The sequence below is a fragment of the Micromonospora sp. SD19 genome (genome assembly GCF_054462275.1).
Window position 1 is genome coordinate 51218 of the sequence record NZ_JBTLMN010000016.1, and the last position, 24857, is coordinate 76074.

Here is a 24857-nt window from a genome sequence, read left to right on the forward strand (position 1 = left end):
TTGTCCTCTCGTTGCGTTCACGCGGGCTCCTTCTGCGGGGCGTCGTCGGCGAGGGTGGCGCGCAGCGTCGTCTCCACCAGGGCGATGACGTCCTCGGCCGTGAGGCCGGCGGCCTGCGCCCGGTGCAGCCAGGCGACCAGGTCGTCGCGCAACTCGGCCTGATTGGGCAGGGACGCCCCGGCCAGGGTGCGTTGGACGAAGGTGCCCACCCCGGGCCGGCCGCCGACCAGACCCTCGATCTCCAACTCCCGGTACGCCTTCAGCACCGTGTTCGGGTTGATCGCCAGGGATTGCGCGACGTCCCGGACCTTCGGCAACTGGTCTCCCGGCGTCAGCAGGCCGACCCGCAGCGCCTGTTTCACCTGCTGCACGAGCTGCATGTAGGTGTTCACCTTCGACCGGCTGTCCAGTACGAACTCGATCACTCGCGATGATCCTTCCTGTTGTCCTACGACAGTAGGACTAATAGACAGCTTCATCGGTGCCCGGTGAGCTGTCAAGCCCGCCCCGGCCCGTTCACCCCCGCGCGCACTGTCGGCTCGCGGGTGCCGGGCCGGCCCAGGTGGCACCGGCAGGCCAGCGGTTGGCCCCGACGGGCCAGCCCGACGGGAAGGGACCGGCAGCGATCCGCGTGGAGGGGGAGGGGTTCGATGGTCACCAACGAACTGACGACGTCGAGGACGACTCCACTACAGGCCGCTCGCGCCCGGGGCCGGGTACGCGGCCGGCTGATCCTGCTCGGCCCGGCGTTCGTCGCCGCCGTCGCCTACGTGGATCCCGGCAACTTCGCCACCAACTCCGCCGCCGGTGCCCGCTACGGCTATCTGCTGGTCTGGGTCGTGGTGGTGGCCAACCTGATGGCGATGCTGGTGCAGACCCTCACCGCGAAGCTGGGTCTGGCCACCGGGCGCAGCCTGCCCGAGCTGTGCCGGGAACGCCTGCCCCGGCCGGTGAACCGGATGATGTGGGTGCAGGCCGAGCTGGTCGCCATGGCCACCGACCTGGCCGAGGTGATCGGTGGGGCGGTGGCCCTGTACCTGCTCTTCGGCATTCCCCTGCTGCCCGGCGGGATCATCATCGGCACCGCCGCGTTCGCCGTGCTCGCGCTGCGCTCACGCGGCTACCGCGCCTTCGAGGTCGCCATCGCCGTCCTGCTCGGGGTGATCGTGCTGGCCTTCGCCGCCAACCTGCTCGCCTCCGGCTCCGATCCCGGCTCGGCGATGGCCGGTCTGGTGCCGCGCCTGCAGGGCACGGACAGCGTGCTGCTGGCCGCCGGCATCCTCGGCGCGACAGTGATGCCGCACGTCATCTACGTGCACTCCGCGCTCACCCGGGACCGCATTCCCGCCGCCGACGACGCCGAGCGTCGGATCCTGTTCCGCGGTCAGCGCACCGACGTCCTGCTCGCCCTGAGCGTGGCCGGCGCGGTCAACCTCGCCATGCTGCTGATCGCCGCGGCCAGCTTCCGGGGCGGTGGCCCGGGCGGTGCGGACAGTCTGGAGGGGGTGCACGCCGGGCTCGGCCAGAGCATCGGGACCGCCGCCGCGTTCGGCTTCGCCGTCGCCCTGCTGGTCTCGGGGCTCGCCTCCACGAGCGTGGGCACCTACGCCGGAGAAGTGATCATGCAGGGCTTCCTGCGGCGCCGGATCCCGCTGCTGCTGCGTCGGCTGGTCACCCTGCTGCCCGCACTGGGGGTGCTCGCCATCGGCCTCGACCCGACCCGGGCGCTCGTGCTGTCCCAGGTCATCCTCAGCTTCGGCATCCCGTTCGCGCTGATCCCGGTGGTCGCCTTCACCCGCCGCCGCGACCTGATGGGCAACCTCGTCAACCACCCGCTCACCACCGCCGCCGCGTCCCTGGTGGCCGTGCTGGTGGTCGCGCTCAACGCGTTCCTCCTCTGGCAGGTGGCCGCCGGCTGAGCCGGCCGGTCAGCACCGCCGGCTGAGCCGGCGGGCCGCCTGGGTTCGACTCCCCACGAGCATGATGCCCGTGGGTCATCTTTATGACTCACAGGCATCACCCGTTGAAGACCAGGTCGGCTGGGCCCGTGTGGTGGCGGGGCGGGCGTGGCTCAGGTGCGACGTCCCTCGTCGCGGGCCGGGATCTCCTGACGCTGTTCGAGGGCGTCCGCCGGGTTGGCGTCGGCCGGCAGCGACGTCACCTCCTCGAGCGTGCCCGCCGGGAAGGCGCCCTGCTCGGCCAGGTCGGCCTCGGCCGCCTCCGGGTCCACGTCACCCGACACCCGGTCCGGCGGGCCGACGTCGAACGCGTCCTGTCGTTGCTCAAGGGCGTCCGCCTCCGGAGGAGGGATCGTGCCGCCCTGTTCATCCCGGTACGTGCTCATCGGAGCCTCCCACCCGGCGGGTATGGATATGCCGCCGGGCCGCTGCCTACCCACCACAGCCGCACTCAGACTGCCACGCCAGCCGAGATCTGGCGGTTTCCGGGAGGTGCTGCCTCCACGGCGACGGGCCCGGGACCGCTCGGCGCAGCCAGCTCGGCGTTTGGCTCGCGTCCGCGCCGCAGTCGGTCCAGCCGGACGAATTGATTGTCCATCATCAATCAATGCGTCTGGAGTGGTCGTCGTTTCGGCGGGACAGGCACCGCTGACGGCCCGGACGACCTTCGAGGAGAGGGATCAACAATGCGATGGAACGCACGACGGGCCGCCGCGGGGGCCTTCGGGCTCGTCCTCGGCGCCGTGCTGGCGCTGACCCAGGTCGCACCCGCCCAGGCCGAGTCGAACGGCGGCGTACGCGTGATGCCACTCGGTGACTCGATCACCGACGGCTACAACGTTCCGGGCGGCTACCGGATCAACCTGTGGCAGCGGCTGGTCGGTGGCGGCTACACCGTCGACTTCGTCGGCTCGGGGTTCAACGGGCCGGCCAGTCTCGGTGACCACGACCACGAGGGCCACTCCGGCTGGCGCATCGACCAGCTCGACGCCAACATCGTCACCTGGTTGCGGGCCACCGACCCGCGTACGGTGCTGCTGCACATCGGCACCAACGACGTGAACCAGAACTACGACCTCGCCAACGCTCCGGCACGCCTCTCCGGTCTCATCGACAAGATCAGGTTGACGGCTCCGCTGGCGGACGTCTTCGTCGCCACCATCACCCCCGAATCCGACCCGAACCGGGAGGCGCGGGTGCAGGCGTACAACGCGGCGATCCCCGGCATCGTGGCGCAGAAGGGCAGCCGGGTGCACCTGGTCGACATGCACGCCGCGCTCACCACCACCGACCTCGCCGACGGCGTCCACCCGAACGCCGGCGGGTACGACAAGATGGCGGCCCGCTGGTACGCCGCGCTGCAGTCGGTGCCCGGCAGCCTGGTCCCGGCGGGCGGACCGCCGGTGGGCACCGCCGTCGGCCTGGTCAACCCCGCCTCCGGGCGGTGCCTGGACGTCTCCGGAGCCAGCACCACGACCGGTACCCCCACGATCATCTGGGACTGCCATGGGGGCACCAACCAGCGTTGGACCCGTACCGCCGCCGGGGAGCTGCGGGTCTACGGCGATCGGTGCCTGGACGTGAACGGCGCAGCGAGCGCCGACGGCACGAGGGTGCAGATCTGGACCTGCAACGGCACCGCCGCGCAGCGCTTTACGTTCCGGACGGACGGCACGATCGTGCTCACCTCCGCCGGCAAGTGCGTCAGCGTGACCTCCGCCGGGACGGCCAACGGCACGACCACGCAGCTCTGGACGTGTGACGGCACCGGCGCCCAGCGCTGGTCCGTCCGCTAGCGGACGCCCAGGGTCCGGCCCACGTCGTACCCCGGCGGGGCCGGCCCTGGGCGGGCCCGGACCGGTGCGACGGCGGTCAGCCGGTCGCCGCCTCGGGTGTGGTGCCCCGACGGGGTCCGGCGGCCAGCCCCAACGCCAGCAGCGCGCACCCGGCGCCGACCAGGAAGAGCAGCGAGGCGGTCGGCTGGCCCAACCACTCCCAGTACGGATGCCAGGCCGGGTGTGGCTCGTCCCGATGGTGCCCCAACAGGACGGGGACGCTCAGCGGCACCGGCAGCCACCACAGCACCGTGGCCACCCCGACCAGGCCGTTCACCGCGCCCCGGCGTCGACGCCCCTCGGTGCGACGGCTGACCCAGCCGAAGACCATCCAGCCGGCCACCGCGCCGAGCACCGTGGCGAGCACTCCGGCGGGGACCACCAGGGGCGGCGGCGCCCGGTGCAGCTCGACCGAGAGGTACGTGGCGTCCACGGCTGTCTGGGAGGAGATCGAGGCATTCAGGATGGTGTCGCCACGTCGGGCGGTCAGCGCGGTGTCGCTGATCGCCTCCGGGGTGGCGCAGAGCTTGTCCGCGCAGCCGACCCGGTCGGACACCTGAGGGTCGTACACCCGCCAGCCGGCACCGGTCAGGCGCTCCCTGGCCACCGCGACGGTCTGTGCGGCGGGCACCGGTGGCGCGCCGAAGGCAGCGGCGCCGGTGGCGCTCTCCTGATATTCGCCGCCGTCACCGAACAGCAGTGTCTTGACGGTCTTCAGACGCAGCGCGTGCCCGTAGACGACGAAGAGGGCCGGCGGGGTGTCGATCTCACCGAGGTCGTGCCCGGGAAAGACCTCGGTGAGGATGGCGGCGGCCTCGGCCCGGTCGGGTTGCGGCCGAGACGTTTCCCAGGCGGCCCGGCTCGCCAGCGCGCCGGTGAAGAGGCCACAGATGACCGCGGCGAGCGGCACCCACGCGACGGCGGCGCCACCGGCCGGGCGGCCGAGGCGGCGCAGCAGCCGTCGCCCGAACCGGTCGGCCGGCCTGGTGTCGCGCACGGTCATGGACATCCTCCGGCTGCAGAATCGGGCGCAGCGACAGTACATCGACCAGGGGTCCGGGTGCGTCCCCCGGATGACCGCCGCCGCTGGCCGGGATCGGCCAGGATGGGCGGGTGGCCGCTCACGGCCGCGACGAGGAGGGTGGGCGATGCGGGTACGCGGACGGTTGACCTGGGGGCGGCGTGCTCGCGCGCTGGCGGTGCTGACCGTGTTGCTCGCTGGCGTGCTGCCGCCGGCGGTGGCGCTGGTGCCAGGCACCGCCTCGGCGGGCGCGGCGGCGGGCACGCCGGTCTGCGAGGTGCGGGACAACCGGCTCCGCGAGATCTCCGGGATGGTCGCCACCGACGACGGGTACGTGGTGATCAACGACGGGGCCGACGACGAGGCGCGCCGCCGGATCTTCTTCCTCGACCAGCGGTGCGCGGTGCGGCGAACTGTCTCCTTCCCGTCCCGGCCCCGGGACACGGAGGACCTGGCCATCGGCCGGGACGGCACCGTCTGGGTCGCCGACATCGGCGACAACGACCGGTCCCGGCCGACGGTCGGGGTGTGGCGACTCGCGCCGGGGGCGGAGCAACCGGTGCTGCACCGGATGACCTACCCGGACCGTCCGCACGACGCCGAGGCGCTGCTGCTCGACGCGTCCGGTCGGCCGCTGATCATCACCAAGGGCGGCAGTGGCACCGTCTTCCTGTACGCGCCGACCACCGCGCTGCGGGCGGACGCGACGACGCCGTTGACCGCGTTGGGCCAGGTGACACTGCCGACAACCACGACCAGCAACCCGTTCTCCTTCCTGGGGCGCGGGGTGATCACCGGCGCGGCGGCCGCCCCGGACGGACGGCGGGTGGCGCTGCGCAGCTACGCCGACGCCTTCGAGTACGACGTGCCCGACGGCGACGTGGTCCGCGCGTTGACCACCGGCACCGCGCGGATCACCCCGCTGCCGGACGAGCCCCAGGGCGAATCGATCACCTACAGTCGCGACGGCCGGTCGTTGCTCACCGTCTCCGAGGCCGCCGGCCAACCCACCAGCCGCCCGACGATCCTGCGCTACCCGGCCACCGCCACCACGGCCACCGCCACTCCCGCCACGGAGTCCGTCGACCCGGTGTCGCCCACGGCGGTCCGTCCGGCCGCCGGGGAGATCGGCGGCGCGGGTGGGCGCACGTGGCCGCTGGTGGCCGGAGCGGGGACGCTGGTGCTCCTGCTCGGGCTGGCCGGCGTGCTGCGCTGGAGGCACACCGCGCGCCAGTGAGCGGCCCGGGCCTGCGGCAGGATGGGAGGATGTCCGTCCTGTCCACGTTGCGCCACCCGATCATCGCCGCCCCGATGGCCGGCGGCCCGTCCACCCCCGCGCTCGTGGCCGCCGTGTCCTCGGCGGGCGGACTGGGCTTCCTCGCCGCCGGAATGATCGACACCGAACGGTTGGTCGCCGACGTCGCCGAGGTCCGCGCCCGCACCGACCGGCCGTTCGGTGTCAACGTCTTCCTGCCCGACCCCGGCGGCGTCGACGAGGCGGCCATCCAGGCGTACGCCGAACGGCTCGCCCCGCAGGCCGGGCAGCGCGGGGTGAGCCTGGGCGAGCCGGTGGGAGGCGACGACGCGTACCCGGAGAAGCTGGCCGCGCTGCTCGCGGACCCGGTCCCGGTCGTGTCCTTCGTGTTCGGTCTGCCCGACCGGGCGGCGGTGACCGCCCTGCGCGAGCGGGGCACCGAGGTGTGGGCCACCGTCACCCGCCCGGACGCCGCGACCGCCGCCGCCGACCTCGGTGTGGACGCCGTGGTGGTGCAGGGCACCGAGGCCGGTGGGCATCGTGGCGGCCTGCCGGACGACGACGACTACGGGGTGCTGCCGCTGCTCCGGCTGACCGCCGCCCGCTGTGACCGGCCGCTGGTGGCCGCGGGCGGCCTCGTCGACGGTCCCGCGGTGGCCGCCGTGCTGGCCGCCGGCGCCGCCGCCGCGCAACTCGGCACGGCCTTCCTGCGCTGCCCGGAGGCGGGCAGCTCGCCGATGCACCGGGCGGCGGTGGCCGGTGCCACGCCGACCGCGTTGACCCGGTCGTACACCGGTAAGCGGGCCCGTGGGGTGGCCAACGACTTCCTGCGCCAACACGACGCGGTGGCACCGCGCGGTTACCCCCAGGTGCTCCACCTGACGCGCCCACTGTTGGCCGCCGCCCGGCGCGACGGGGACGCGTCGGTGGCCAACCTGTGGGCCGGGCAGGCCCACCCGCTGGCCCGGGACCTGCCGGCGGCGCAGGTGGTCGCCGAGGTGAGTGCCGACGCCCGGGCCGCGCTGGCCACAGTGGTCGCACGGTCCGCTCGCTGGGGCTGATCAGGGCGCCGGCAACCGGCTCGGGCGGGCGGGACAGGTCCGGCGGGCAACCGGTTAGAGTCTCGCCGTGATCGAGATCGGTGCGCAGGTCGACCTGTCCCACCCGGCTGAGCGGGTCTGGCTCGCCCTGACCGACCGGCAGTTGCTCGGCCGGTGGTTCGCCGAGGCCGAGACGGTCGAGGGCGTGCCGGACCGGCTGCTGCTGCACACCGCCGGCCTGCCCGGCTTCGACGCCAACGTCGAGGTCGAGGTGACCGAGCGACAGGAGCCGGACCTCCTCGTGCTGTCCTGCGACGAGGCTGGCCGGCTCAGCGAGCTGACCTGCACGGTCACCGCCACCAAGCAGGGCTGCCGGTTGGAGCTCCGGGAGGTCAGCACGCACGGCGCGTGGTCCGGCGAGCAGCACGAGCCCCGTGAGCAACAGCTGCGGCAGGCGCTCACCGTGCGGCTGCCGGCCATTCTCGACTGGCTCGCCTTCCAGCAGGTCGACCTGCGCCGCGCCGACGGTGGGATGACAGCGGAACTGCCGGTGCTCGGCGTACGCGGCGGGGCCGGCCGCAACCCCCGCCGGCGTCGCACGCTGGTCGCCGTTGTGGCCGGGGCGGTGCTGCTGGCCGGGACAGCGGCCTGGGTGACGTTGCCGCCCGACCCGGAGCCGGTCGCCGCGCCCGCACCGGCCCCCAGCGCGTCGCCGACGGTGACCCCGGCCCGGAGCACCGTCGCGCCCACGGCGACCCCCTCGGCGCGCCCCACGCGGGTCACCGCGTCACCGACCACCCGGCCGAGCCGGACCCCGTCGGCGAAGCCCTCGCGCACCACCGAGTCGGCTGCGCCACCCCCGCCACCGACGCCCATGACGGCCCGCTACCAGACCGACTCCAGCCGGCTGTTCGGCTACACCGGCGAGATCGTGGTCGGCAATCCCGGCACCGCCGCGGTGGCGGACTGGGCGGTGGTGGTCACCCTCGCCGAGGGCACCACAGTCGACGACGTGGACGGCGCGAACTGGCGACAGGACAAACGGGTGATCACCTTCACCGGAACCGCCGTGCCGGCCGGGGGATCCCAGACGATCAGCTTCGACGTCCGCGACAGCCGGCCGAAGGCCCGGGAGCCGGAGAGCTGCACGATCGGCGGGCAACAGTGCGCCGGCCTCTGACTAGGCTGCCGTCATGGCACTGCTGCACAGGGCGACCCTGCACCCCACGAAGCTGAACCTGCTGACGGCCTGGCTGCCCGACCGACAATGGTTCGCCGGACCGACCGGCGTCGAGGTGGTGAGCCGGGGCGCCTACCGCTTCGACGACCCGGCCGGCGAGGTCGGCATCGAGACGATGCTGGTCGCCGCCGCCGACGGGCCGGTCCACCAGGTCCCCCTCACCTACCGCGCCACCCCTCTCGACGGTGCCGAGCAGTGGCTGGTCGGCACCACCGAGCACTCGGCGCTCGGCCGACGCTGGGTGTACGACGGCTGCGCCGACCCGGTGTACGCCGCCGCGCTCGCCCACGCGATCCTCACCGGTGGCGGCCAGGCGGAGCAGTACTTCGAGGTCGACGGCCGGCGCGAGGTACGCGAGCCGACGATGACGATCGAGGTCAGCGAGACCGGCAGCGACAACCCGCCCCCGGTCGGCGCCCTGCGCCGGGTCGTCGACGGGGACAGCACGCTCATCAGCACCGACACCGTCGAACTGGTGGTCGTCCGGCGGCCCGGGGCCGGGACCGACGGGGCCACCGGGGCCACCCTGAGCGGCAGGTGGGATGGTCAGCCGACGAGCGTGCCACTGGCGTACGCCCGGGTGCGCTGACCCGCCTGTCCCGAGTGTGCGGTGGGCGGCCCGGATGCCGGACCGCCCACCGCGTTCACCACCGCGCAGGAGGCGGGGGCGGCGACACGGGCGGCCGGTCGTCGCAGGTGATGGTGTTGGGCAGCAGCCACGGTGCGAGCCACCCGCCGTCGTTACCGCCGAGGTCGGTCACTGTGAACTCCGAGCCGGCCGCGGTGAAGTGGAACGATCCGCAGTTGTTGACGCCGACCGCGCCGACGTTGCGGGCGTCCACGTTGGCGAACGAGGCGGACCCGGCCGTGCGGGCGCTGACCACCGAGGTGCCGGTGCCGTCGACCCGGACGTCCCGGAACCGCACGTCGGAGATCGAGTAGAGGTCCTTCACCGGCCAGTCGCTGACCAGCATGATCGCGTTGTACGTGTTGTCCAGGTACGCGTCGCCGGTCACCTCGATGCCCGCCTCGATGCTGCGATCCAGGGCGAAGAGCCAGATCGCCCCCAGGCCGATGTTCCAGTTCAGCTCGTACGTGCCGGCGCGGGCGGTGGTGTTGTTGGTGAACCGCAGGTGCCCGGTGAACGGCTCCGCGCCGAAGCGGGACCCGGCGTGCAGGCCGCTGCCCTCACGTACCGGGTCGGCGACGAGGTTGTGCGAGACGGTGGTGTCGGTGCCGCCGTAGATGGCGATGCCGTTGGCCAGGGTCGGTGACTGCACGGTGTTGTGGTCGAACGTGTTCCGCGCGTTGGCCGTCTTCTCCGACCACATCGCCAGGCCGTCGTCGCCGGTGTTGCGGACGAAGTTGTGCGCGACCAGGGAGTCGGTCACCCCGGTGTGGAAGTTGAGGGCGTCGGCGATCTGGTCGACGATGATGTTGTTGGTGACCCGGACGTTGCGCATCGGGCCGTCGAACCACAGGCCCGCCTTGGTGTGGTGCAGGTAGAGCCCGTCGATGGTGGAGTCGCTCATCGCCCCGCCGATCGCGTTGACCTGGTCGGTGTCGATGCGCTCCCGCACGTCGCCCTCGATGGCGAAGCCGGAGAGGTGCACGTTGCGGCTGCCGCCGTCGGCGGCGTCCCGACCGTAGAACCCGACTCCGGTGTGCACCGAGCCGTCCGGCGCGGGGGCCGGCAGGGCGACCTCGCGGCCCTTGATGATGGTGTGCCAGTTGCCGGCGCCCTCGATGGTCACGTCGTCGACGATGACGTGCCGGTTGACCTGGTAGGTGCCCGGCGGGAGGTACACGGTGAGGTGGGCGCGCCGGGCGAAGGCGATGGCCCGGTCCAGCGCGTCGGCGGAGTCCCGCCGGCCGGTCGGGTCGGCGCCGAAGGCGAGCACGTTCGCCGCGAGCAGCCGGACACGCGGCGGGGCTACCAGTTCGGAGTCGAGCAGGTCGATGACCGTCCAGGCGGCGGCGCTGCCGGGCGGCGCGGTGAGCCGGACAGTGTCGCCGGCCCGGTACGTACGCCCGAGCAGGAGCCGCTGCTCGTCGTAGAAGTGGGTGGGCCGGAACGGTGTGCTGATGCTCGGGTACGGCGTGGTGGCCGACGGCACGCACTGGCACTCGGTGATCCACCAGTCCGGGTGCAGCAGCCCGGCCTGCGGGTCGTTGGTGAAGGGGTACTGGTTGTAGAGCCACGAGTACTGCGAGGTGAGCGTCATGGTGCGCAGATGCTTGCCGTTCACCGCGACCTTCAGCGGCGCGGTGATCCCACCTCCCTGCGGCGCGTCCGGGATGCTGTACCGCACGGTGATCCCGTTCGCCGCGCTGGGCAGGACGAACTCCACGTACTCCCCGGGGGTGAGCCGGACCGCCCGGCGGCCGGAGGCCTCCGCGGGCAGGGTGTAGGCAGACCGGTCCGGCCCGATGATCTCGCCGTTGGTGCGGGCGTTCTCCGCTTCCTGCTCCAGGAAGTCGACGTCCGCGCCGCGCCCGGCGACCAGCGCCGGGTCGAGGGCGGCGCGGGTGACCACCGGCCGCGCGCCGGCGGACCCCGGTGGACTGGCGGCGGCCGAGGTGGGCCCGGCGACCAGCACGGCGAGACCGGCCGCGAGCGCGACGGCGGTGCCGCCGGGCCGTCCCCGCGTCGGCGTGAGGCTGCGAAACATCGGTGACCCTCCTGAGTGGGTGGTGGTGGAGGTCCGCCCGGCGCCCCCGACGCCCGACATTGATCGTCATGATGCAGCACCGAACATGGCACTGCAAGACACCTATCGAACAACGAAAATAAACGACTATGAGGCCGCAAGAAATGGACGGTTGTCGAGTTGAGGTGTCGCGCGTCGCCCGCCCCGACCAGCTCGCGCCCGGCGTAGGCTGATCTGCGTGGATCAAGAAGACCGGATCGCCCTCTTTCTCGACTACGAGAACCTCGCGCTGGGCGCGCGTGACCATCGCGGCGGCGTCGCCTTCGACTTCCGGCCCATCGCCGACGCGTTGGCCGAACGGGGCCGGGTGGTGGTCCGCCGGGCGTACGCCGACTGGTCCTACTTCGACGAGGACCGCCGGATGCTCACCCGCTCCCACGTCGAGCTGATCGAGATCCCGCAACGGATGGGCGCCTCCCGCAAGAACGCCGCGGACATCAAGATGGCCGTCGACGCGATCGAGTTGGCGTTCGAACGCGAGTACATCTCCACCTTCGTGATCTGTAGCGGTGACAGCGACTTCACCCCGCTGGTGCACAAGCTGCGGGAGCTGAACAAGCGGGTCATCGGCGTCGGGGTCGAGGGGTCCACCTCGGGGCTGCTGCCCCCGGCGTGCGACGAGTTCCTCTACTACGACCGGCTGGAGGGCGTGGACATCCCGCCGGCTCGTGGTGGGCGCGCGCGTTCCGCCGCCCGGCAGGCCGGCGCGGAACAGCGCCCGCCCGAGCCGGAGCAGGAGGTGGACCGTCGACCGCAGGAGGCGGAGCCCGACCGGGACGCGGACGCGCTCGCCGTACAGGTCGCCCAGTCGGTCGCCGGCCTGCAGGGCAGCGCCAACGGTGAGGTCACCGCGTCCCGGCTCAAGCGCACCCTGCTGCGCAAGGACCCGACCTTCAGTGAGTCCGACTACGGCTTCCGCACCTTCGGTGAGCTGCTGCGCCACCTCGCCGAACGCAACGTGATCGAGCTGGCCGAGGGGCCGGCCAAGGGTGACCCCGAGGTGTCGCTGCCCGAGCACGGCGACCGCGAGGTGGCGTTCGGCCTACTCCGGGGCGTCGTGGCGGACCTGGGCAGCGGCGGCAACCCGGTGGCGCTGTCCGGGCTGAAGAACCAGGTACGCCGGGCCCGCCCGGACTTCAGCGAGAAGAAGCTCGGCTACCGCAGCTTCCTGCAGTTCTGCAAGGCCGCCGCCACCGCCGGCGTACTGGACCTCCGCTGGAGCCCCGAAGCCGACGACTACCTCCTGACAACCCACCCCTGACCCGCTGCCCCTGCCCTCCCTTGTTGATCAAGAAGTTTGCGTCATCGACGGCGCGATTGGTGACGCAAAGTTCTTGATCAACAGCGGTGGGCGGTGGGAGTTGCGGGGGCGGGGCAGGGTGGGGTTCTCCTGATGCGCAACTCAGGAGCGGGAGAACCGCCCGTTATGGTTTCGAACCGTCAACGGTTGGGCGGAAATGCGCCCGGATTGTCACCCTTGCCCCGGTCCGGTCATACCTGCGCCGTACCCTCGGCGCGGGAATTGCTATACGGTCGGCGAATGAAGGTGGAGGAGCACTGGTGGAACGGAGACACGACCCCGCGCGGGCGCCGGGACGTGTACATCCGTACTGACGGGCAGGGTTGGGAGGTCCGCGCCCAGATCGGTGGGGCGTCGGGTCGTGAGCGGGTGCAGCAGTGCCCCAGCCGGGCCTCGGCGGCCATCCTCGCCGACGCCTGGCGCGGCACCCACCCATCCTGGCGCGAGCTGAAGCAGCGCTGATCCGGCACCGGGCCGGGTCGGCAACGCTCCCGGGTTCCAGCCCGGCGCGCCCGCCGACCGGCCCGGCGCTCGGTACGTCGGTGCCGACAGCGCGCAGCGGTCACCCACCGGCCACGCCGCCTCAAGAGCGGGCGGGCCCTCGTGTCCCCGCCGTCAGTTCGGGTACTCGCAGGGCTGCCGGTCGCGCCCGATGGAGGTCGCCCATGTCGCAGGGCCCCGACGAGGAGAACAGCAGGCTCGACGAGGAGATCCGGGAGGCCGAGCGCCGGCTCGCCGACCTCACCACCTCGTCCGACGACGCGCTCACCGACGACGACGCCCGGGCACCGGACGACGCCCCCTCGGAGAGCAACGCCGACTAGGGCCTGTTTCATAAGGGCGGTCGAGCCGAGGCGGAGTCCGGGCGGCGATCCGGCAAGGCGCGGTTTCGTCCGGATACCGGTGTCGTATCCGGACGAAACCGCAACGCCGCCGGTCGTCGTCCGGGCCCGCCGCAGGCCGGCCAGTTCTTATGAAACAGGCCCTAGGGGCCTGCCCGGCGTCATGCCGGACAGACCCCGAGGACGGGTCAGCGTTTCAGCGTGAAGGTGAAGTCGCCGGAGAGCTTGCCGCTCAACCGGGCCGCCGAAACAACCTTCCCCTCCGTGATGAGTCGGCTGACCTCGCCCCTCGACAGACCGCAACCGTCGGCGATCAGCCGGGTCGGCCGGACCGGGATCCGTGCCGCGTTGCGGACCGCGACGTCGAGCACGTCACAGTCCAGGTGATCCGATCCGGCGGTGTCGAGACGCCAGGCGTCGGTCCAGTCCAGGGTGAACCGGTTGCGGTGCTGAACGTCCGGATCCTGGAGCAGTTCGGCGGCCAGGCCGGGGTCGTTGGCATGGAGCCGGTCCAGCATCTCGGGTGGGATGGTGCGCACGGTCATCCGCTCCAGGACGGTGAGCTTCGCCGTCTCCCCGCACTCGGTACAGAGCGCGAGCAGCCAGGTATCGATGAGCTTGTGGTTGGCGTTGACCCGGAACTTGCCGCTCGCCCGAAGGCGCTGGGACGCGCACCCGTGGCAACGGCGGCGAATGATGGGCAGGCAGGTGGGCACGACGGCCCAATTGATGAGCACAGAGGTACACCGGTTTCAGTGAGAAGTCCGCAGCAAAAAGGAGCGCGGCGCACAGGCGCGACGCGCGACAGATCAGCTCTCGGGAGGTCTCACAGGGTGTACAACGGCACGTCCTTGCCTAGACGACCTGTTGCGCAGCACGGTAACGGCGCACGGCGGCGCCGCTCCACCGGTTTTCCGCGTACGCCTCAGCAGCCCAGGTGACGGGACGTGCGAACCGGTCAGACGGTCGGGACCGGCAGCACCACGCCCTCGGCCGCCGACCGGTGCGCCAGCTCGATCAGCTCGACCGTGTGGACCGAGTCCCGTGGGTCCACCGGCATCGGTGTGCCGTCGCGCAACGCGGCCGCCACCTGTGCGTAGAAACTCTGGTACGCGCCCGGCGCGGTCGGCACCGGCCGCAGGTCACCGTCGACACCGAGCAGGCCGTAGCGCTCCGGCGGGACCTCGCCCCAGCCCGGCTGGTCCGGTCGGCCGCCGTCGTGCAGCGCCGCCTCCTGCACGTCCAGCCCGTAGCTGGTGTAGCCGGCCCGATCGCCCAGCACCCGCAGGCGCGGCCCGAGCTGAGCGGTCACCGCGCCCATCCACAGGTGCGAGTGGACCCCGTTGGCGTGGGTCAACGCCACGAAGGCGTCGTCGTCGACGGCTGCGCCCGCGCGGCGACGGTCCACCTCCGCGTAGACGCGGTCGACCCGGCCGAACAGCTGCACCGCCTGGTCGACGAGGTGGGCGCCGAGGTCGAAGAGGGCACCACCGGCCTCCTCCGGGCCGGCGAGCTCCCGCCAGCCCGGCTTGATGGTCGGGCGGAACCGCTCGAACCGGGACTCGAAGCGCAGCACCCGCCCCAACTCGCCCCGCTCGACCAGGTGGCGGACGGTCAGGAAGTCGCCGTCCCAGCGGCGGTTCTGAAAGACCGTCAGCGGCACCCCGCGCTCGGTCGCCTCGTCGACCAGCGTGCGGCCCTCCGCGGCGGTCGGGGAGAGGGGCTTGTCGACGACGACTGGCAGGCCGGCGGCGAGCGCCGCGCGCGCCATCGGCACGTGCTGCCGGTTCGGCGTCGCCACCACGACCAGGTCCAGGTCAGCAGGGGTACGCCACAGCTCGTCGGCGTCGTCGACCAGGCGGGCGTCCGGGAAGTGCTGTCGGGCCTGCTCGCGCCGCTGCGGATCACGGGTCACGATGGCGTCGAGCCGCAGGCCCGGGGTCGCGGCGATCAGCGGCGCGTGGAACACCCGGCCCGCCAGCCCGTACCCCAGCAGACCAACCCGCAGCGCCTTCGCCATGCCGTGCCCCCGTCTCCCCGGGCCGTGCCCTGGTGACGGCGGCCCCGCTGATCGAATCTACGCCCCGGGCGGTCGTGCCCGGTCGCGGCCCGGCGCTGGTCAGCTTGCGGCGTCGGCGCGCAGGTAGGTGAGGACCGCGAGCACCCGGCGGTTGGTGTCGTCGCTGGGCGGCAGGTCGAGCTTCACCAGGATGTTGCCGACGTGCTTGCCGACCGCCGCCTCGCTGACGTGCAGGCGGCCGGCGATCGACGCGTTGGAGCGCCCCTCGGCGAGCAGCGCCAACACCTCGCGCTCCCGGGCGGACAGCGCGGCGAGCGGATCGCGGGGGCGGTGCAGAAGCTGCCGGACCACGTCCGGGTCGATGGCCGTGCCGCCGTCGGCGACCCGGCGCAGCGTGTCGACGAACTCGGTGACCTCGGCGACGCGGTCCTTGAGCAGGTAGCCCACCCGTTGGCCGTCGCCGCTGTCCAGCAGCGCCGCCGCGTACCCGGTCTGCACGTACTGGCTGAGCACCACGACCGGCAGCTGGGGTCGGTCGGCGCGCAACGCGACGGCCGCGCGCAGCCCGTCGTCGCGGCGGCCCGGTGGCATCCGGATGTCGGTCAGCACCAGGTCCGGTTGGTGTTCGCGGGCCGCGGCCAGCAGGTCCGGTGCGGAGCCGACGGCGGCGCAGACAGTGAAGTCGAAGCGGTTCAGCAGCGCCACCAGACCCTCGCGCAGCAGCACCTCGTCCTCGGCGAGCACCACCCGGGTCACCGACGGCATGGCAGCTCCACCCGCACCACTGTAGGCCCGCCGGCCGGGCTGGACAGCAGCAGCCGGCCGCCCACGGCGGCGACCCGGTCGGCGAGCCCGGTCAGGCCGGTGCCCCGCGCCGGGTCGGCGCCGCCGTGGCCGTCGTCGGTCACCTCGACGACGAGGTCACCGCCGGCCCGGGTGAGGCGGAGGTCGGCGCGGGTAGCCCGGGCGTGCCGGGCGACGTTGCCCAGCGCCTCGGAGACCACGAAGTAGGCGGTGGTCTCCACGATCTCCGGCAGCTCGCCGTGCAGGTCGGCGCGCACGGCAACTGGGATGGTGGCGGCGTCGGCCAGTTCGCGTACCGCACCGGCCAGGCCGAGGTCGGTGAGGCTCTGCGGGCGGATGCCGTGCACCAACTGCCGCAGCATCACCATCAGGCCCCTTGCCTGGTCGTGCGCCACGGCGAGGGGTCGGGAGGCGGGGGAGTCCTCGGGCACGTCCAGCCGGGCCAGCCCCAGCTGCAGGGTGAGGCTGGTGAGTCGGGGCTGTGCGCCGTCGTGCAGGTCGCGTTCGATGCGGCGGCGTTCGGCCTCGTACGCCCCGACCAGTCGGGTGCGGGAGCGGGTGACCTCGCGCAGCGCCGCCGCGTCCACCGGATGAGCCAGCAGCCACCGGGCCACGGCCGCCTGCACGGCGGCGAGCAGGCCGACGGCGTACCAGAGCACCGGGATCAGCAGCACCCCCACGATCGCGTACGGGACGGCTTCGCCGGTGCTGTCGATCGGCTGCCAGATCACCACCGGCTGGTTGGCGTCGCCGGCCAGCCAGGGGCTGGAGATCATCCCGAGGTCCAGCAGGACCAGCAGCAGGAACACCCAGTACGCGACCGGCGCGAAGCCGCCCAGCCAGAACAGGTACGCCACCTCCCGCCAGGTCGCGGCGCTGCGGTAGCGGGCGACCAGGCCCGGCCACGGCGACGAGGGCAGCGCACGACCGTCGACGAGCCCGACCCGCCACCGCTCGACGGCGGCCACCGGAAAGCTGACCAGCGGGGCCAACGCCAGCAGGATGAGGCTGCCGGTGGCCAGGAACAGCGTCAGCGCGACGCTCGGCGGCCGGCCGTGCAGGCGGAACGCGTTGACGGCGGCCAGCAGGGGCGCGCCGATGACGAGCAGCCCGACGGTGAGCACGCCGGCGATCGGCACGGTGGTCACCAGGTAGGCCAGCGCCCGCCAGGGCCACGCGGTGAGCAGCCAGCGGCGGCGGCGCAGCGCCTCGGCCAGGTGCGAAGGGTGTTCCGTGGTCATGCCGCAGACGCTAATCGGCAGCGGCTGGCTGCCCCAGCCGTCCAGATCCACTCTTCGGGGTATGCCCAGCACTACCCGCGAACGGGTGTGCGGGGTCCGGAAAGGGGAAGAACGGGCCGTCACGCGGCCTGCGTGACCGGTGTCGGCGGCGGCTGGAGAGACATGGGTGCCAGAACCTTCGTGGTGGTCGGCGGGACCAGCGGTCTCGGTCTCGCGGTGGCCCGACTGCTCGTCGACGAGCACCGGGTTGTGGTGTTCGGCAACGTGCCGGCCGAGGTCGCCGCGGCGACCGACGAGTTGGGTTGCGACGGGGCGGTCTGCGACGTCTCCTCCTACGAGCAGGTCCGCGACTCCTTCGCCGGGGTGGTCGAGCGCTACGGCACCATCGACGGGGTGGCGGCCTGCGCCTCCATGTGGGCGGGCGGCGACCTGGGGGACCTGTCGGTGGAGCACATCCGGCGGGCCGTGGAAATCAACGTTCTGGGCATCACGTACCTGCTGCGGGAGGCGGTGCGGCACCTTGACCGGCAGGGCCACGGCAACGTCGTCTACATCGGCGCGCTGGCGTTGGCGGCCCCCCGGCCCGGCATCCCCGTCTACCGGGCCACCAAGAGCTACGGCAACAGCCTGGTCGACTCGCTGGCCGAGGCGCAGCACAGCAACCGGGTCAAGGTGATGCAGCTGCACCCCGGGCCGATGCCGACCCGACTGCAGGAACGGGTGGGTGCCGAGTTCCTGGACGAGGTGTACGCCATGCCCGAACAGGTCGCCACCGAGGTCGTCCGGTTGCTGCTGCTCGAACCCGACGACCTCTACGTCTCCGGTGAGCGCGTGCTGCGCGCGGACGGGCGGTGGTGACGGCCGCAGCCGGACCCGCCGACCGTCCGGCCTCGGCGTGGGCGCCGCTGCGGACGGCGGTCTACCGCAACCTGTGGCTGGCCCTGCTCGCCGCCAACATCGGCACCTGGATGCAGACCGTCGGCGCGCAGTGGCTGCTGATCAACCATTCCAACGCCCCCACCCTGGTCGCGTTGGTGCAGACGGCCAGTCTGCTGCCGGTGCTGCTGCTGGCGTTGCCCGCCGGGGTGCTGGCCGACAGCTTCGACCGCCGGCACCTGCTGATCGCCGTGCAGCTGTTCCTGGTGGCGGTGGCGGTGGCGTTGACGCTGCTCACAGTTACCGGCCGGATGCCGCCGGCGCTGCTGCTCACCCTCACCTTCGCGTTCGGGGTCGGGCAGGCGTTGACCCTGCCGGCCTGGGCGGCGGTGATCCCGGAGCTGGTGCCGCAGGACCAGCTGCGGTCGGCGTCCGCGCTCGGTTCGATCAGCGTGAACGTGGCGCGGGCGGTCGGTCCCGCGGTGGCCGGTGTGCTGATCGCCCGTACCGGCGTCGCCCCGGTCTTCGGCATCAACGCGGTCGCCTTCGGCGTCTTCGCGTACGCGCTGTGGCGCTGGCGGCCCGACAACGCCCGCGCGGTCGAGGTGCCCGAGCGGTTCACCGCCGCGTTGCGGGCCGGCAGCCGCTACGTCCGTCACTCGCCGACGGTGCGCCGGCTGTTGCGCCGCGCGTTGGTCTTCGTGGTCCCGGCCAGCGCGTTGTGGGCGTTGCTGCCGTTGGTCGCGAGTCGCCGGCTGGGGCTGGGCTCCGGTGGGTACGGGGTGCTGCTGGCCGCCCTCGGCGTGGGCGCCATCGGTGGCGGTGTGCTGCTGGCCGTGATCCGCACCCGACTGTCGGCCAACCAGCTCCTGCTGATCGCCGGGGCTCTGTTCACGGTGGCGCTGACCGTGGTCGGCACCGTGCCGGTGGTGCCGCTGGTGCTGCTCGCCCTGCTGCCCGCCGGGATGGCCTGGGTGACCGTGCTGGCCAACGTCAATGCCGAGATGCAGCTCTTCCTGCCCAGCTGGGTACGCGCGCGGGGCCTGGCCGTCTACCAGGTGTGCTTCGCCGGTGGGCAGGCGGTCGGCGCGCTGCTCTGGGGGCTGGTGGCCGACATGGGCGGGTTGGTCCTCGCGTACCTGGCGGCGGCGGCGCTGATGCTGGTCGGCACCCTGACGAGCCGGATCTGGCCGCTGCCCGACCTCCGGTCGGTGAACCGTGAACCGGCGGCGTACTGGCCACAGTTGCACCTGGCGCACGAACCGGACCCGGGGGTGGGGCCGGTGCTGGTGACGGTGCAGTACACCGTCCGGCCGGAGCGGGCCCAACAGTTCCTGGCGGCGATGGACCTGGTGCGTGGCGCGCGGCAGCGGACCGGGGCGATGCGCTGGGGGCTGTTTCGCCCGGCCGAGACGGTGGATCGCTTCGTCGAGGTGTATGTGGTGCCGTCCTGGGACGAGCACCTGCGCCAGCACGGCGGCCGGTTGACCGGTGAGGACCGCGCGGCCGAGCAACGGGCCCGGGAGCTGACCGACGGGGAGCCCGAGGTCCGACACCTGGTGCCCGCCGCCGCCGGCCCCACGCTCTCCGACGACAGCGAGGCGCTCTGAACGGGCACCGCCAACGCGAGCAGCGGTCCACGCCGGACGTCAACCGGCCAGCGCGCCGCAGGCCGTGCTGATGGCCGGTGCCAGGCCGCCGTCGCCACAGTCGATGTTCGCCGCCGCCTGCCCGGCGAGCTGCCACTGCGCCCCGGACCGCTTCAAAAAGATCTGCGGTTCGGGAAGGGTGTCCGGCGAGCCGGCCGGTACGGCGGTCAGCCGGGCATAGGAGTTCCGACAGGCGAAGACCTCCACCCGGGCGATCCGCACGCCGCCCAGCAGCGCCTGGCTGGCCGCCTGCAACGTGCTGGGCGTACAGGTGGTGTCGGTGTCGATTGCCCGATCCGGCGCTCCGCCGCCTTCCGCTGGTGCGCCGGCACCGGCGGCGGCCCGACCCGAACCGTCACCGGCGACGGTCGCCGCGTCGCTCGCCGGGCCCCGCCCGGCGTTCGCGGTCGGCCCGGCGGTCGCGGTCGGCGCAGTGTCGACGGAGGGCGACGGACCACCGGTCGGCGGTGGTGTCGACGGGGTGGACCCGGGCGAGCTGGCGGCCGGCGCTCCGACCGAGCGCGGGGCGGGTTGCCCACATCCCGCCACCGCACACGTCAGGGCCATCGCCACCGCCATCGCCACGTCACTGCCTCGAACTCGCACAGCTGACTCCCTACCTCGTCGGTCGGGTCGGATTGACTTCCCGGACCCGCCGACGACGGTAGGAGCCGTGCCTCTGCCAGAGCTGGAACAAACCTTGAATCCGCAGGCGGAGCGGCCTTTCAGGCGGCCGACACGGCCAGCGGGCCGCCGGCGGGCGACCCGGCGACGGAGCCACAGTCGGGGCCGCAGGCCCGGTGCCAGCCCGGAGCCTCCGCGGCCTCCCTGGTGCCCAACCTGGTGAACACGGCCAGGGCGTCGGCCCAGGCGGTGTGAGCCCCCGGCAGGTCACCGGCCGCCGCCCGGACCATCCCGGTGTCGCGCAGGGTTCGCGCCCGGCCCAGGTCGTGCCCGAGGGCCTGCCATCCGTCGTACGCCAGCCCCAGTGCGCGGGCCGCGTCGTCGAGGTGGCCGGCGGCGAGGTGCAGCTCACCGATGGTGCGCTGCACGAGGGCGGTGCCCAGCCGGTCGTGGAGCCGCTTGCAGGTGATCAGAGAACGGTCGAGCGGCCCCCGGGCCTGGTCGACCTTCCCCTGGCGCAGCCAGATCTTCGCCAGCGCCTGCGACGTGTAGCAGGCGATGTGCTCGTCCTGATGCTCCACGATCAGGGCGTGTGCGCGAGTGCACCACTCCTCCGCCTCGCCCAACTCGCCTCGTGCCCGGTGCACCAGGCCGATGGCACGGGTGGCGATGGCCTCGCCCCGCCAGTGGCCGAGGGTGCGGTACGCGCCGATCGCCTCGCCGAGCCGCGCGGTGGCCGCCGCGTCGTCCCCCAACTCGCGGTGACAGTGCCCCAGCCCGTAGCGGGCGTGCGCGGCGCCGTTCTCGTCGCCGAGTCGGGCCAGCGTCTCGGCGGCGGCCGTCAACAACGGGATCGCCTCGTGGTGCCGTCCCACCTCGCGCAGCACGGTGCCGAGACCGTTGCGCGCGGCGGCGGCCCCCGCCTGGTGACCGGCCTCGTCGAAGAGCGCCACAGCGGCGGGAAAGTAGCGCTCCGCCTCGTCGAACCGGTCCTCCTTGTAGCGGAGCAGCCCGATGCCGCACTCGATGACGGCCTGCGCCACCCGGTTGCCCGTGCGGCGGGCGACGCCGATCGCCGCCGCGTGGGTACGGTCCCAGCTCACGAAGTCGTTGCGGACCGCGAACGAGGCGAAGACCAGCGCGTCGGCTAATGCGCAGGCGGCGGCGTCCATGTCGAGTTCGGCCGCGCGCTCCACCGCGGCGACCAGGCACGCGCCCTCGGCGTCGAGCCAGCCCGGCCGCAGGTGATCCGCGGCGAGCACACAGGACTGCAGACTGACCGGCATCGGCGGTTGCCGGTACAGCGGTGGCACCGCGTGCGGAAGCCGCTCGCCGAGGCGCTCGCTGAGCTCGGTTGCCGCGGTCAACACCCGGGCCACCGCGGTGTGCAGTTCGGCGGTGCTGTCCTCCTCGACGGCACGCTCGTACGCGTACAGCCGAACCAGGTCGTGCATCCGGTAGCGCACCGTGCGGTGCACCGGGTCCGACACCACCTCGATCAGCCGGGCGTCGACCAACAGGTCCAGCAGGTCCTCGGTGACGTCGACCGGTTCGCCCAGCAGCGCCGCGCCCAGCCACTCGGCGAAGGTGGGCGCCCCCATGAAGCCGAGCAACCGGAAGATCCGCCGCGCGGCCGGGTCGAGGCCCTGGTAGCTGACCGCCACGCTGAGCCGGACCGCCAGCCCGTCGGCGGTCATCTCGTCGAGCCGGTTGCGCTCGTTGCGCAGCCGGTCGGCGAGCCGGGCGATCCGCTGGTGTGGTCGAGCGGTCAGCCGCGCACCGACGATGCGCAGGGCGAGCGGCAGGCCGGCGCAGAGTTCGACGAGCGTCTGCGCCGCCGCCGGCTCACGAGCGACCCGGTCCGCGCCGATCATCTGCCCGAGCAGGGCCAGCGACTGCTGGGAGTTGAACATCGTCAGCTCGACGTGGTGCGCCCCGGGAACAGTGGTCAGCCGGGCCCGACTGGTGGCGATCAGGGCGCAGCCCGAGTCGCCCGGCACCAGCGGACGGACCTCCTCGGCGCTGACGGCCGCGTCGAGGACGATCAGGATGCGTCGTCCGCTGATGGCCGACCGGTACTGGCCCAGCTTCTCCTCGGTGCTGCGCAGCTGCTGGACGTTCGACACGCCCAGGGCACGCAGGACCTGATTGAGGACGCTGACCGGGTCGCTGCGCCGGCCGTCGAGCCCCACGAAGATCTGCCCGTCCGGGTAGCTGGTGCGCAGCAGGTGGGCGAGTCGGACGCTGAGCGAGGTCTTGCCGACGCCGCCGGGCCCGGACAGCATCAGCGGTGGCCGTGCGGTGAGCGTCTGCTGAGGCTGGGCCAGGGCGGTCAGCGCCTGCTCGATCTCCGCCTCACATCCGGTGTGGTCCGGCAGCGGGGGTGGTAGCTGGCAGCCAGGGCCGGCCCGCCCGGCACGCGGTGCGTCGTCCGGCTGGTCCTGCTCGTCCGGGTCGGTCGACGCGACCGGCTGTGGTGGGGCCACGGCGGGTGGCGGCGTCGGTTCGCGCTCGACCGCCGGACGCGGCACCGACTCGTCGCGCAGGATGCGTTGGTGCAGGAGCTGCAGCTCGCTGCCCGGGTCGACGCCCAACTCGTCGGAGAGCAGGGCGCGGGTCCGGGCGTACTGGTCCAGCGCCTCGGCGCGTCGCCCGCCGAGGTGCAGCGCGCGCATCAGGTGCAGGACGAGGGGTTCGGTGAGTGGGTCGCGTTCCAACGCCTGGCTGAGCCGGTCGGCCACCGGCCCGGGACGGCCCTGGCGCAACTCGCTCTCCGCCCACTCCACCAGCGTGCCGAGCGCCTGCTGACGCAGTCGTTCCCGGACCCGGGCCGCCCAGTCGCCGGGCAGCCCGTCCAGCGGGTCGCCGCGCCACAGCTCGACCGCCTGACGCAGCAGCTGCGCCCGTCGCGGGTCATCCGCGTCGAGGTGCTGGATCTGCTCGCTCAGGGTGCGCAGTTGCCGCAGGTCCACCCGGTCGTCGGCGGCCTCCAACTGGTACCCGCCCGCCCGCCGGGCCACCGTGATCGGGCTGACGCCCTCCCCGAGCGCGGCGGCGGCGAGCAGCCGGCGGATCCGGGTGATGTAGGTGTAGAGCACCCCGCGGGCGTCCGCCGGGGGCGAGCCGTCCCACACCCGGTCGATCAGCATCTCGACCGGTACGCCCCGACCGACGTCGACGGCCAGGGCCGCCAGCACCAGGCGCTGTTTCAGCGGGCCGAGTTCGATCGGCCGGCCGGCCACCCGGATCTGTAGTTCGCCGAGTATTCGAAGTTCCACGGCATCGCCCCCGCGCCCCGTTTGGTCGTCCACATCGGCCGTCACCAGGCCGCACGTGCTTGTCAAGAATTCGTTCAGCTTCCCTACCGAATGCGGCTGCGAAGGTTTTGCCACAGCCGATCCGATGCACCGCTACCGGAGAGGCGAGCACGACCAACCAGTGCACTTCCCCTTCCGAGAGGAGCCGCCAGCAACAACTTCATCGAACGATGCGCAGAGAGCCGCCGGGGTGCCGGCAGCCCTCGTGATCTTGCACGTTCGCAGCGACTCTAACCGGCGATCGGTGGCTGTCATTGCCCCCGAGGCGATGCCGGCTGCCCCAACGGGCCCTTCACCGGCCCGAAAAACCACCTTTTGCATTGGAGGACACCTGCTATGCGATTCTTCGCAGCACGCGGAAACCGGCAGTACACGACCCGGCTGATCGCCGGCGCGGCGCTGAGCCTCGCGGTCATCGGGGCGAACGCCCTGCTCACGATCTCGCCCGCCGAGGCGTCATCGATCAACGGGCCGATCACCCGGACCGAGATGCTCGACCGCGCACAGAACTGGGTCGATCGCGACATCACGTACACCCAGACCGGCACCTGGGCCAAGGACGTCGACGGTTCGCACACCTACCGGCGGGACTGCTCAGGTCTCGTCTCGATGGCCTGGCACCTCTCCCAGAGCTATGTCACCGACCAGTTCCAGGGCAGCAACGCCATGTGGACCACGCTCGGCAGCATCAACGACTTCCAGCCCGGTGACGCCATGGTGCGCAGCGGCCACATCGAGCTCTTCGCGTTCTGGAAGGACAAGAACGACCACTCCAAGGGCGCCTATGTCTACTCGTTCAACAGCGACGGGCAGACGGTGCAGAACCCGTACGCGAACAACAACACGGGCTCACGCGGCTTCAACGGTTGGGACGACCTGAGGACCTACAAACCCATCCGGCGAACCGGTATCGAGGCCACCGAGCCGACACCGGAGCCGGAGCCGGAGCCAACGCCGGTCGCGGACCCGAACGTGGTGCAACTGTCCGGGGACTTCAACGGTGACGGTCGCGACGACGCCGCCATGCTCTACCTCCACAAGGACTCGTCGATCGAGTTGTTCACCTCGCTGGCCAACGCCAGTGGCGGGTTCGGGGCGTACTTCGGCAGTTACAAGCTGCCGGC

Annotated in this window: 21 protein-coding genes and 1 pseudogene; 12 read left to right on the top strand and 10 right to left on the bottom strand. The window is 72.6% G+C overall.

Going from position 1 to position 24857, the window contains the following annotated elements:
- Positions 1-17: 17 nt before the first annotated feature.
- The gene (locus ACX27O_RS32080) at positions 18-425 is read right to left on the bottom strand and encodes a GntR family transcriptional regulator (protein ID WP_030335957.1); all 408 of its coding nucleotides are present in this window, start codon (positions 423-425) and stop codon (positions 18-20) included.
- Positions 426-650: 225 nt separating this feature from the next.
- Between ACX27O_RS32080 and ACX27O_RS32085 the strand changes: the two genes are divergently transcribed.
- A complete protein-coding gene (locus ACX27O_RS32085) occupies positions 651-1919 on the top strand; it encodes an Nramp family divalent metal transporter (RefSeq protein WP_030335955.1) in 1269 nt (422 codons plus the stop codon).
- Between the two features lie 152 nt (positions 1920-2071).
- On the opposite strand, the gene ACX27O_RS32090 is transcribed toward ACX27O_RS32085, so the two are convergent.
- The gene (locus tag ACX27O_RS32090; protein ID WP_051708766.1) at positions 2072-2344 is read right to left on the bottom strand and encodes a hypothetical protein; all 273 of its coding nucleotides are present in this window, start codon (positions 2342-2344) and stop codon (positions 2072-2074) included.
- 300 nt (positions 2345-2644) lie between these two features.
- Between ACX27O_RS32090 and ACX27O_RS32095 the strand changes: the two genes are divergently transcribed.
- Complete coding sequence (locus ACX27O_RS32095) at positions 2645-3754, top strand: ricin-type beta-trefoil lectin domain protein (RefSeq protein WP_458940560.1); 1110 nt, start codon at positions 2645-2647, stop codon at positions 3752-3754.
- Between the two features lie 76 nt (positions 3755-3830).
- Here ACX27O_RS32095 and ACX27O_RS32100 read toward each other — a convergent pair whose 3' ends face one another.
- A complete protein-coding gene (locus ACX27O_RS32100) occupies positions 3831-4796 on the bottom strand; it encodes a hypothetical protein (RefSeq protein WP_458940561.1) in 966 nt (321 codons plus the stop codon).
- Positions 4797-4941: 145 nt separating this feature from the next.
- On the opposite strand from ACX27O_RS32100, the gene ACX27O_RS32105 reads away from it, so the two are divergent.
- From ACX27O_RS32105 to ACX27O_RS32120, 4 genes are all read left to right on the top strand, one after another.
- Positions 4942-6051 (top strand): esterase-like activity of phytase family protein, encoded by a 1110-nt coding sequence (locus ACX27O_RS32105; RefSeq protein ID WP_247681116.1) that lies wholly within the window; start codon positions 4942-4944, stop codon positions 6049-6051.
- Between the two features lie 29 nt (positions 6052-6080).
- Complete coding sequence (locus ACX27O_RS32110) at positions 6081-7130, top strand: NAD(P)H-dependent flavin oxidoreductase (protein ID WP_458940562.1); 1050 nt, start codon at positions 6081-6083, stop codon at positions 7128-7130.
- 67 nt (positions 7131-7197) lie between these two features.
- A complete protein-coding gene (locus ACX27O_RS32115) occupies positions 7198-8289 on the top strand; it encodes an SRPBCC domain-containing protein (protein WP_030335942.1) in 1092 nt (363 codons plus the stop codon).
- A 13-nt stretch (positions 8290-8302) separates the two neighbouring features.
- Entirely contained in the window at positions 8303-8938 is a 636-nt protein-coding gene (locus ACX27O_RS32120; RefSeq protein ID WP_210866683.1) for a CG0192-related protein, read from the top strand.
- Positions 8939-8993: 55 nt separating this feature from the next.
- Here ACX27O_RS32120 and ACX27O_RS32125 read toward each other — a convergent pair whose 3' ends face one another.
- Positions 8994-11021, bottom strand: a complete 2028-nt coding sequence (locus ACX27O_RS32125) for a glycosyl hydrolase family 28-related protein (protein WP_210866682.1) — start codon at positions 11019-11021, stop codon at positions 8994-8996.
- A 217-nt stretch (positions 11022-11238) separates the two neighbouring features.
- On the opposite strand from ACX27O_RS32125, the gene ACX27O_RS32130 reads away from it, so the two are divergent.
- The 3 genes from ACX27O_RS32130 (at position 11239) to ACX27O_RS32140 (ending at position 13184) form a co-directional block, all read left to right on the top strand.
- On the top strand, positions 11239-12321 hold the full coding sequence (locus ACX27O_RS32130) for a PIN domain-containing protein (protein ID WP_030335936.1): 1083 nt from the start codon (positions 11239-11241) through the stop codon (positions 12319-12321).
- 279 nt (positions 12322-12600) lie between these two features.
- The gene (locus ACX27O_RS32135; RefSeq protein WP_030335934.1) at positions 12601-12822 is read left to right on the top strand and encodes a hypothetical protein; all 222 of its coding nucleotides are present in this window, start codon (positions 12601-12603) and stop codon (positions 12820-12822) included.
- Positions 12823-13025: 203 nt separating this feature from the next.
- Positions 13026-13184, top strand: coding sequence for a hypothetical protein (locus ACX27O_RS32140; protein WP_210861615.1), 159 nt, complete (start codon positions 13026-13028; stop codon positions 13182-13184).
- A gap of 206 nt (positions 13185-13390) precedes the next feature.
- On the opposite strand, the gene ACX27O_RS32145 is transcribed toward ACX27O_RS32140, so the two are convergent.
- The 4 genes from ACX27O_RS32145 to ACX27O_RS32160 all read right to left on the bottom strand — a co-directional run bounded on the left by ACX27O_RS32145 (position 13391) and on the right by ACX27O_RS32160 (position 17267).
- Positions 13391-13939: a DUF1062 domain-containing protein gene (locus ACX27O_RS32145; RefSeq protein ID WP_210861613.1), complete on the bottom strand. Its 549-nt coding sequence runs from the start codon at positions 13937-13939 to the stop codon at positions 13391-13393.
- Between the two features lie 221 nt (positions 13940-14160).
- Positions 14161-15222, bottom strand: coding sequence for a Gfo/Idh/MocA family oxidoreductase (locus ACX27O_RS32150; protein WP_030335930.1), 1062 nt, complete (start codon positions 15220-15222; stop codon positions 14161-14163).
- A gap of 99 nt (positions 15223-15321) precedes the next feature.
- A complete protein-coding gene (locus ACX27O_RS32155) occupies positions 15322-15987 on the bottom strand; it encodes a response regulator transcription factor (RefSeq protein WP_030335928.1) in 666 nt (221 codons plus the stop codon).
- Entirely contained in the window at positions 15975-17267 is a 1293-nt protein-coding gene (locus tag ACX27O_RS32160; RefSeq protein ID WP_358130576.1) for a sensor histidine kinase, read from the bottom strand. The genes ACX27O_RS32155 and ACX27O_RS32160 overlap by 13 nt, the downstream gene beginning before the upstream one ends.
- A 162-nt stretch (positions 17268-17429) precedes the next feature.
- Here ACX27O_RS32160 and ACX27O_RS32165 point away from each other — a divergent pair, with 162 nt between their 5' ends.
- A complete protein-coding gene (locus ACX27O_RS32165) occupies positions 17430-18125 on the top strand; it encodes an SDR family NAD(P)-dependent oxidoreductase (RefSeq protein ID WP_030335924.1) in 696 nt (231 codons plus the stop codon).
- A complete protein-coding gene (locus ACX27O_RS32170; RefSeq protein ID WP_030335922.1) occupies positions 18119-19753 on the top strand; it encodes an MFS transporter in 1635 nt (544 codons plus the stop codon). Before ACX27O_RS32165 ends, ACX27O_RS32170 begins: the two co-directional genes overlap by 7 nt.
- A gap of 39 nt (positions 19754-19792) precedes the next feature.
- On the opposite strand, the gene ACX27O_RS32175 is transcribed toward ACX27O_RS32170, so the two are convergent.
- Both ACX27O_RS32175 and ACX27O_RS32180 read right to left on the bottom strand, forming a co-directional pair.
- Entirely contained in the window at positions 19793-20398 is a 606-nt protein-coding gene (locus ACX27O_RS32175; RefSeq protein WP_156057846.1) for a hypothetical protein, read from the bottom strand.
- Between the two features lie 119 nt (positions 20399-20517).
- Positions 20518-23694 (bottom strand): AfsR/SARP family transcriptional regulator, encoded by a 3177-nt coding sequence (locus tag ACX27O_RS32180; RefSeq protein WP_458940563.1) that lies wholly within the window; start codon positions 23692-23694, stop codon positions 20518-20520.
- Between the two features lie 375 nt (positions 23695-24069).
- Between ACX27O_RS32180 and ACX27O_RS32185 the strand changes: the two are divergent.
- Positions 24070-24857, top strand: a pseudogene (locus tag ACX27O_RS32185) (hypothetical protein); the annotation flags it as partial.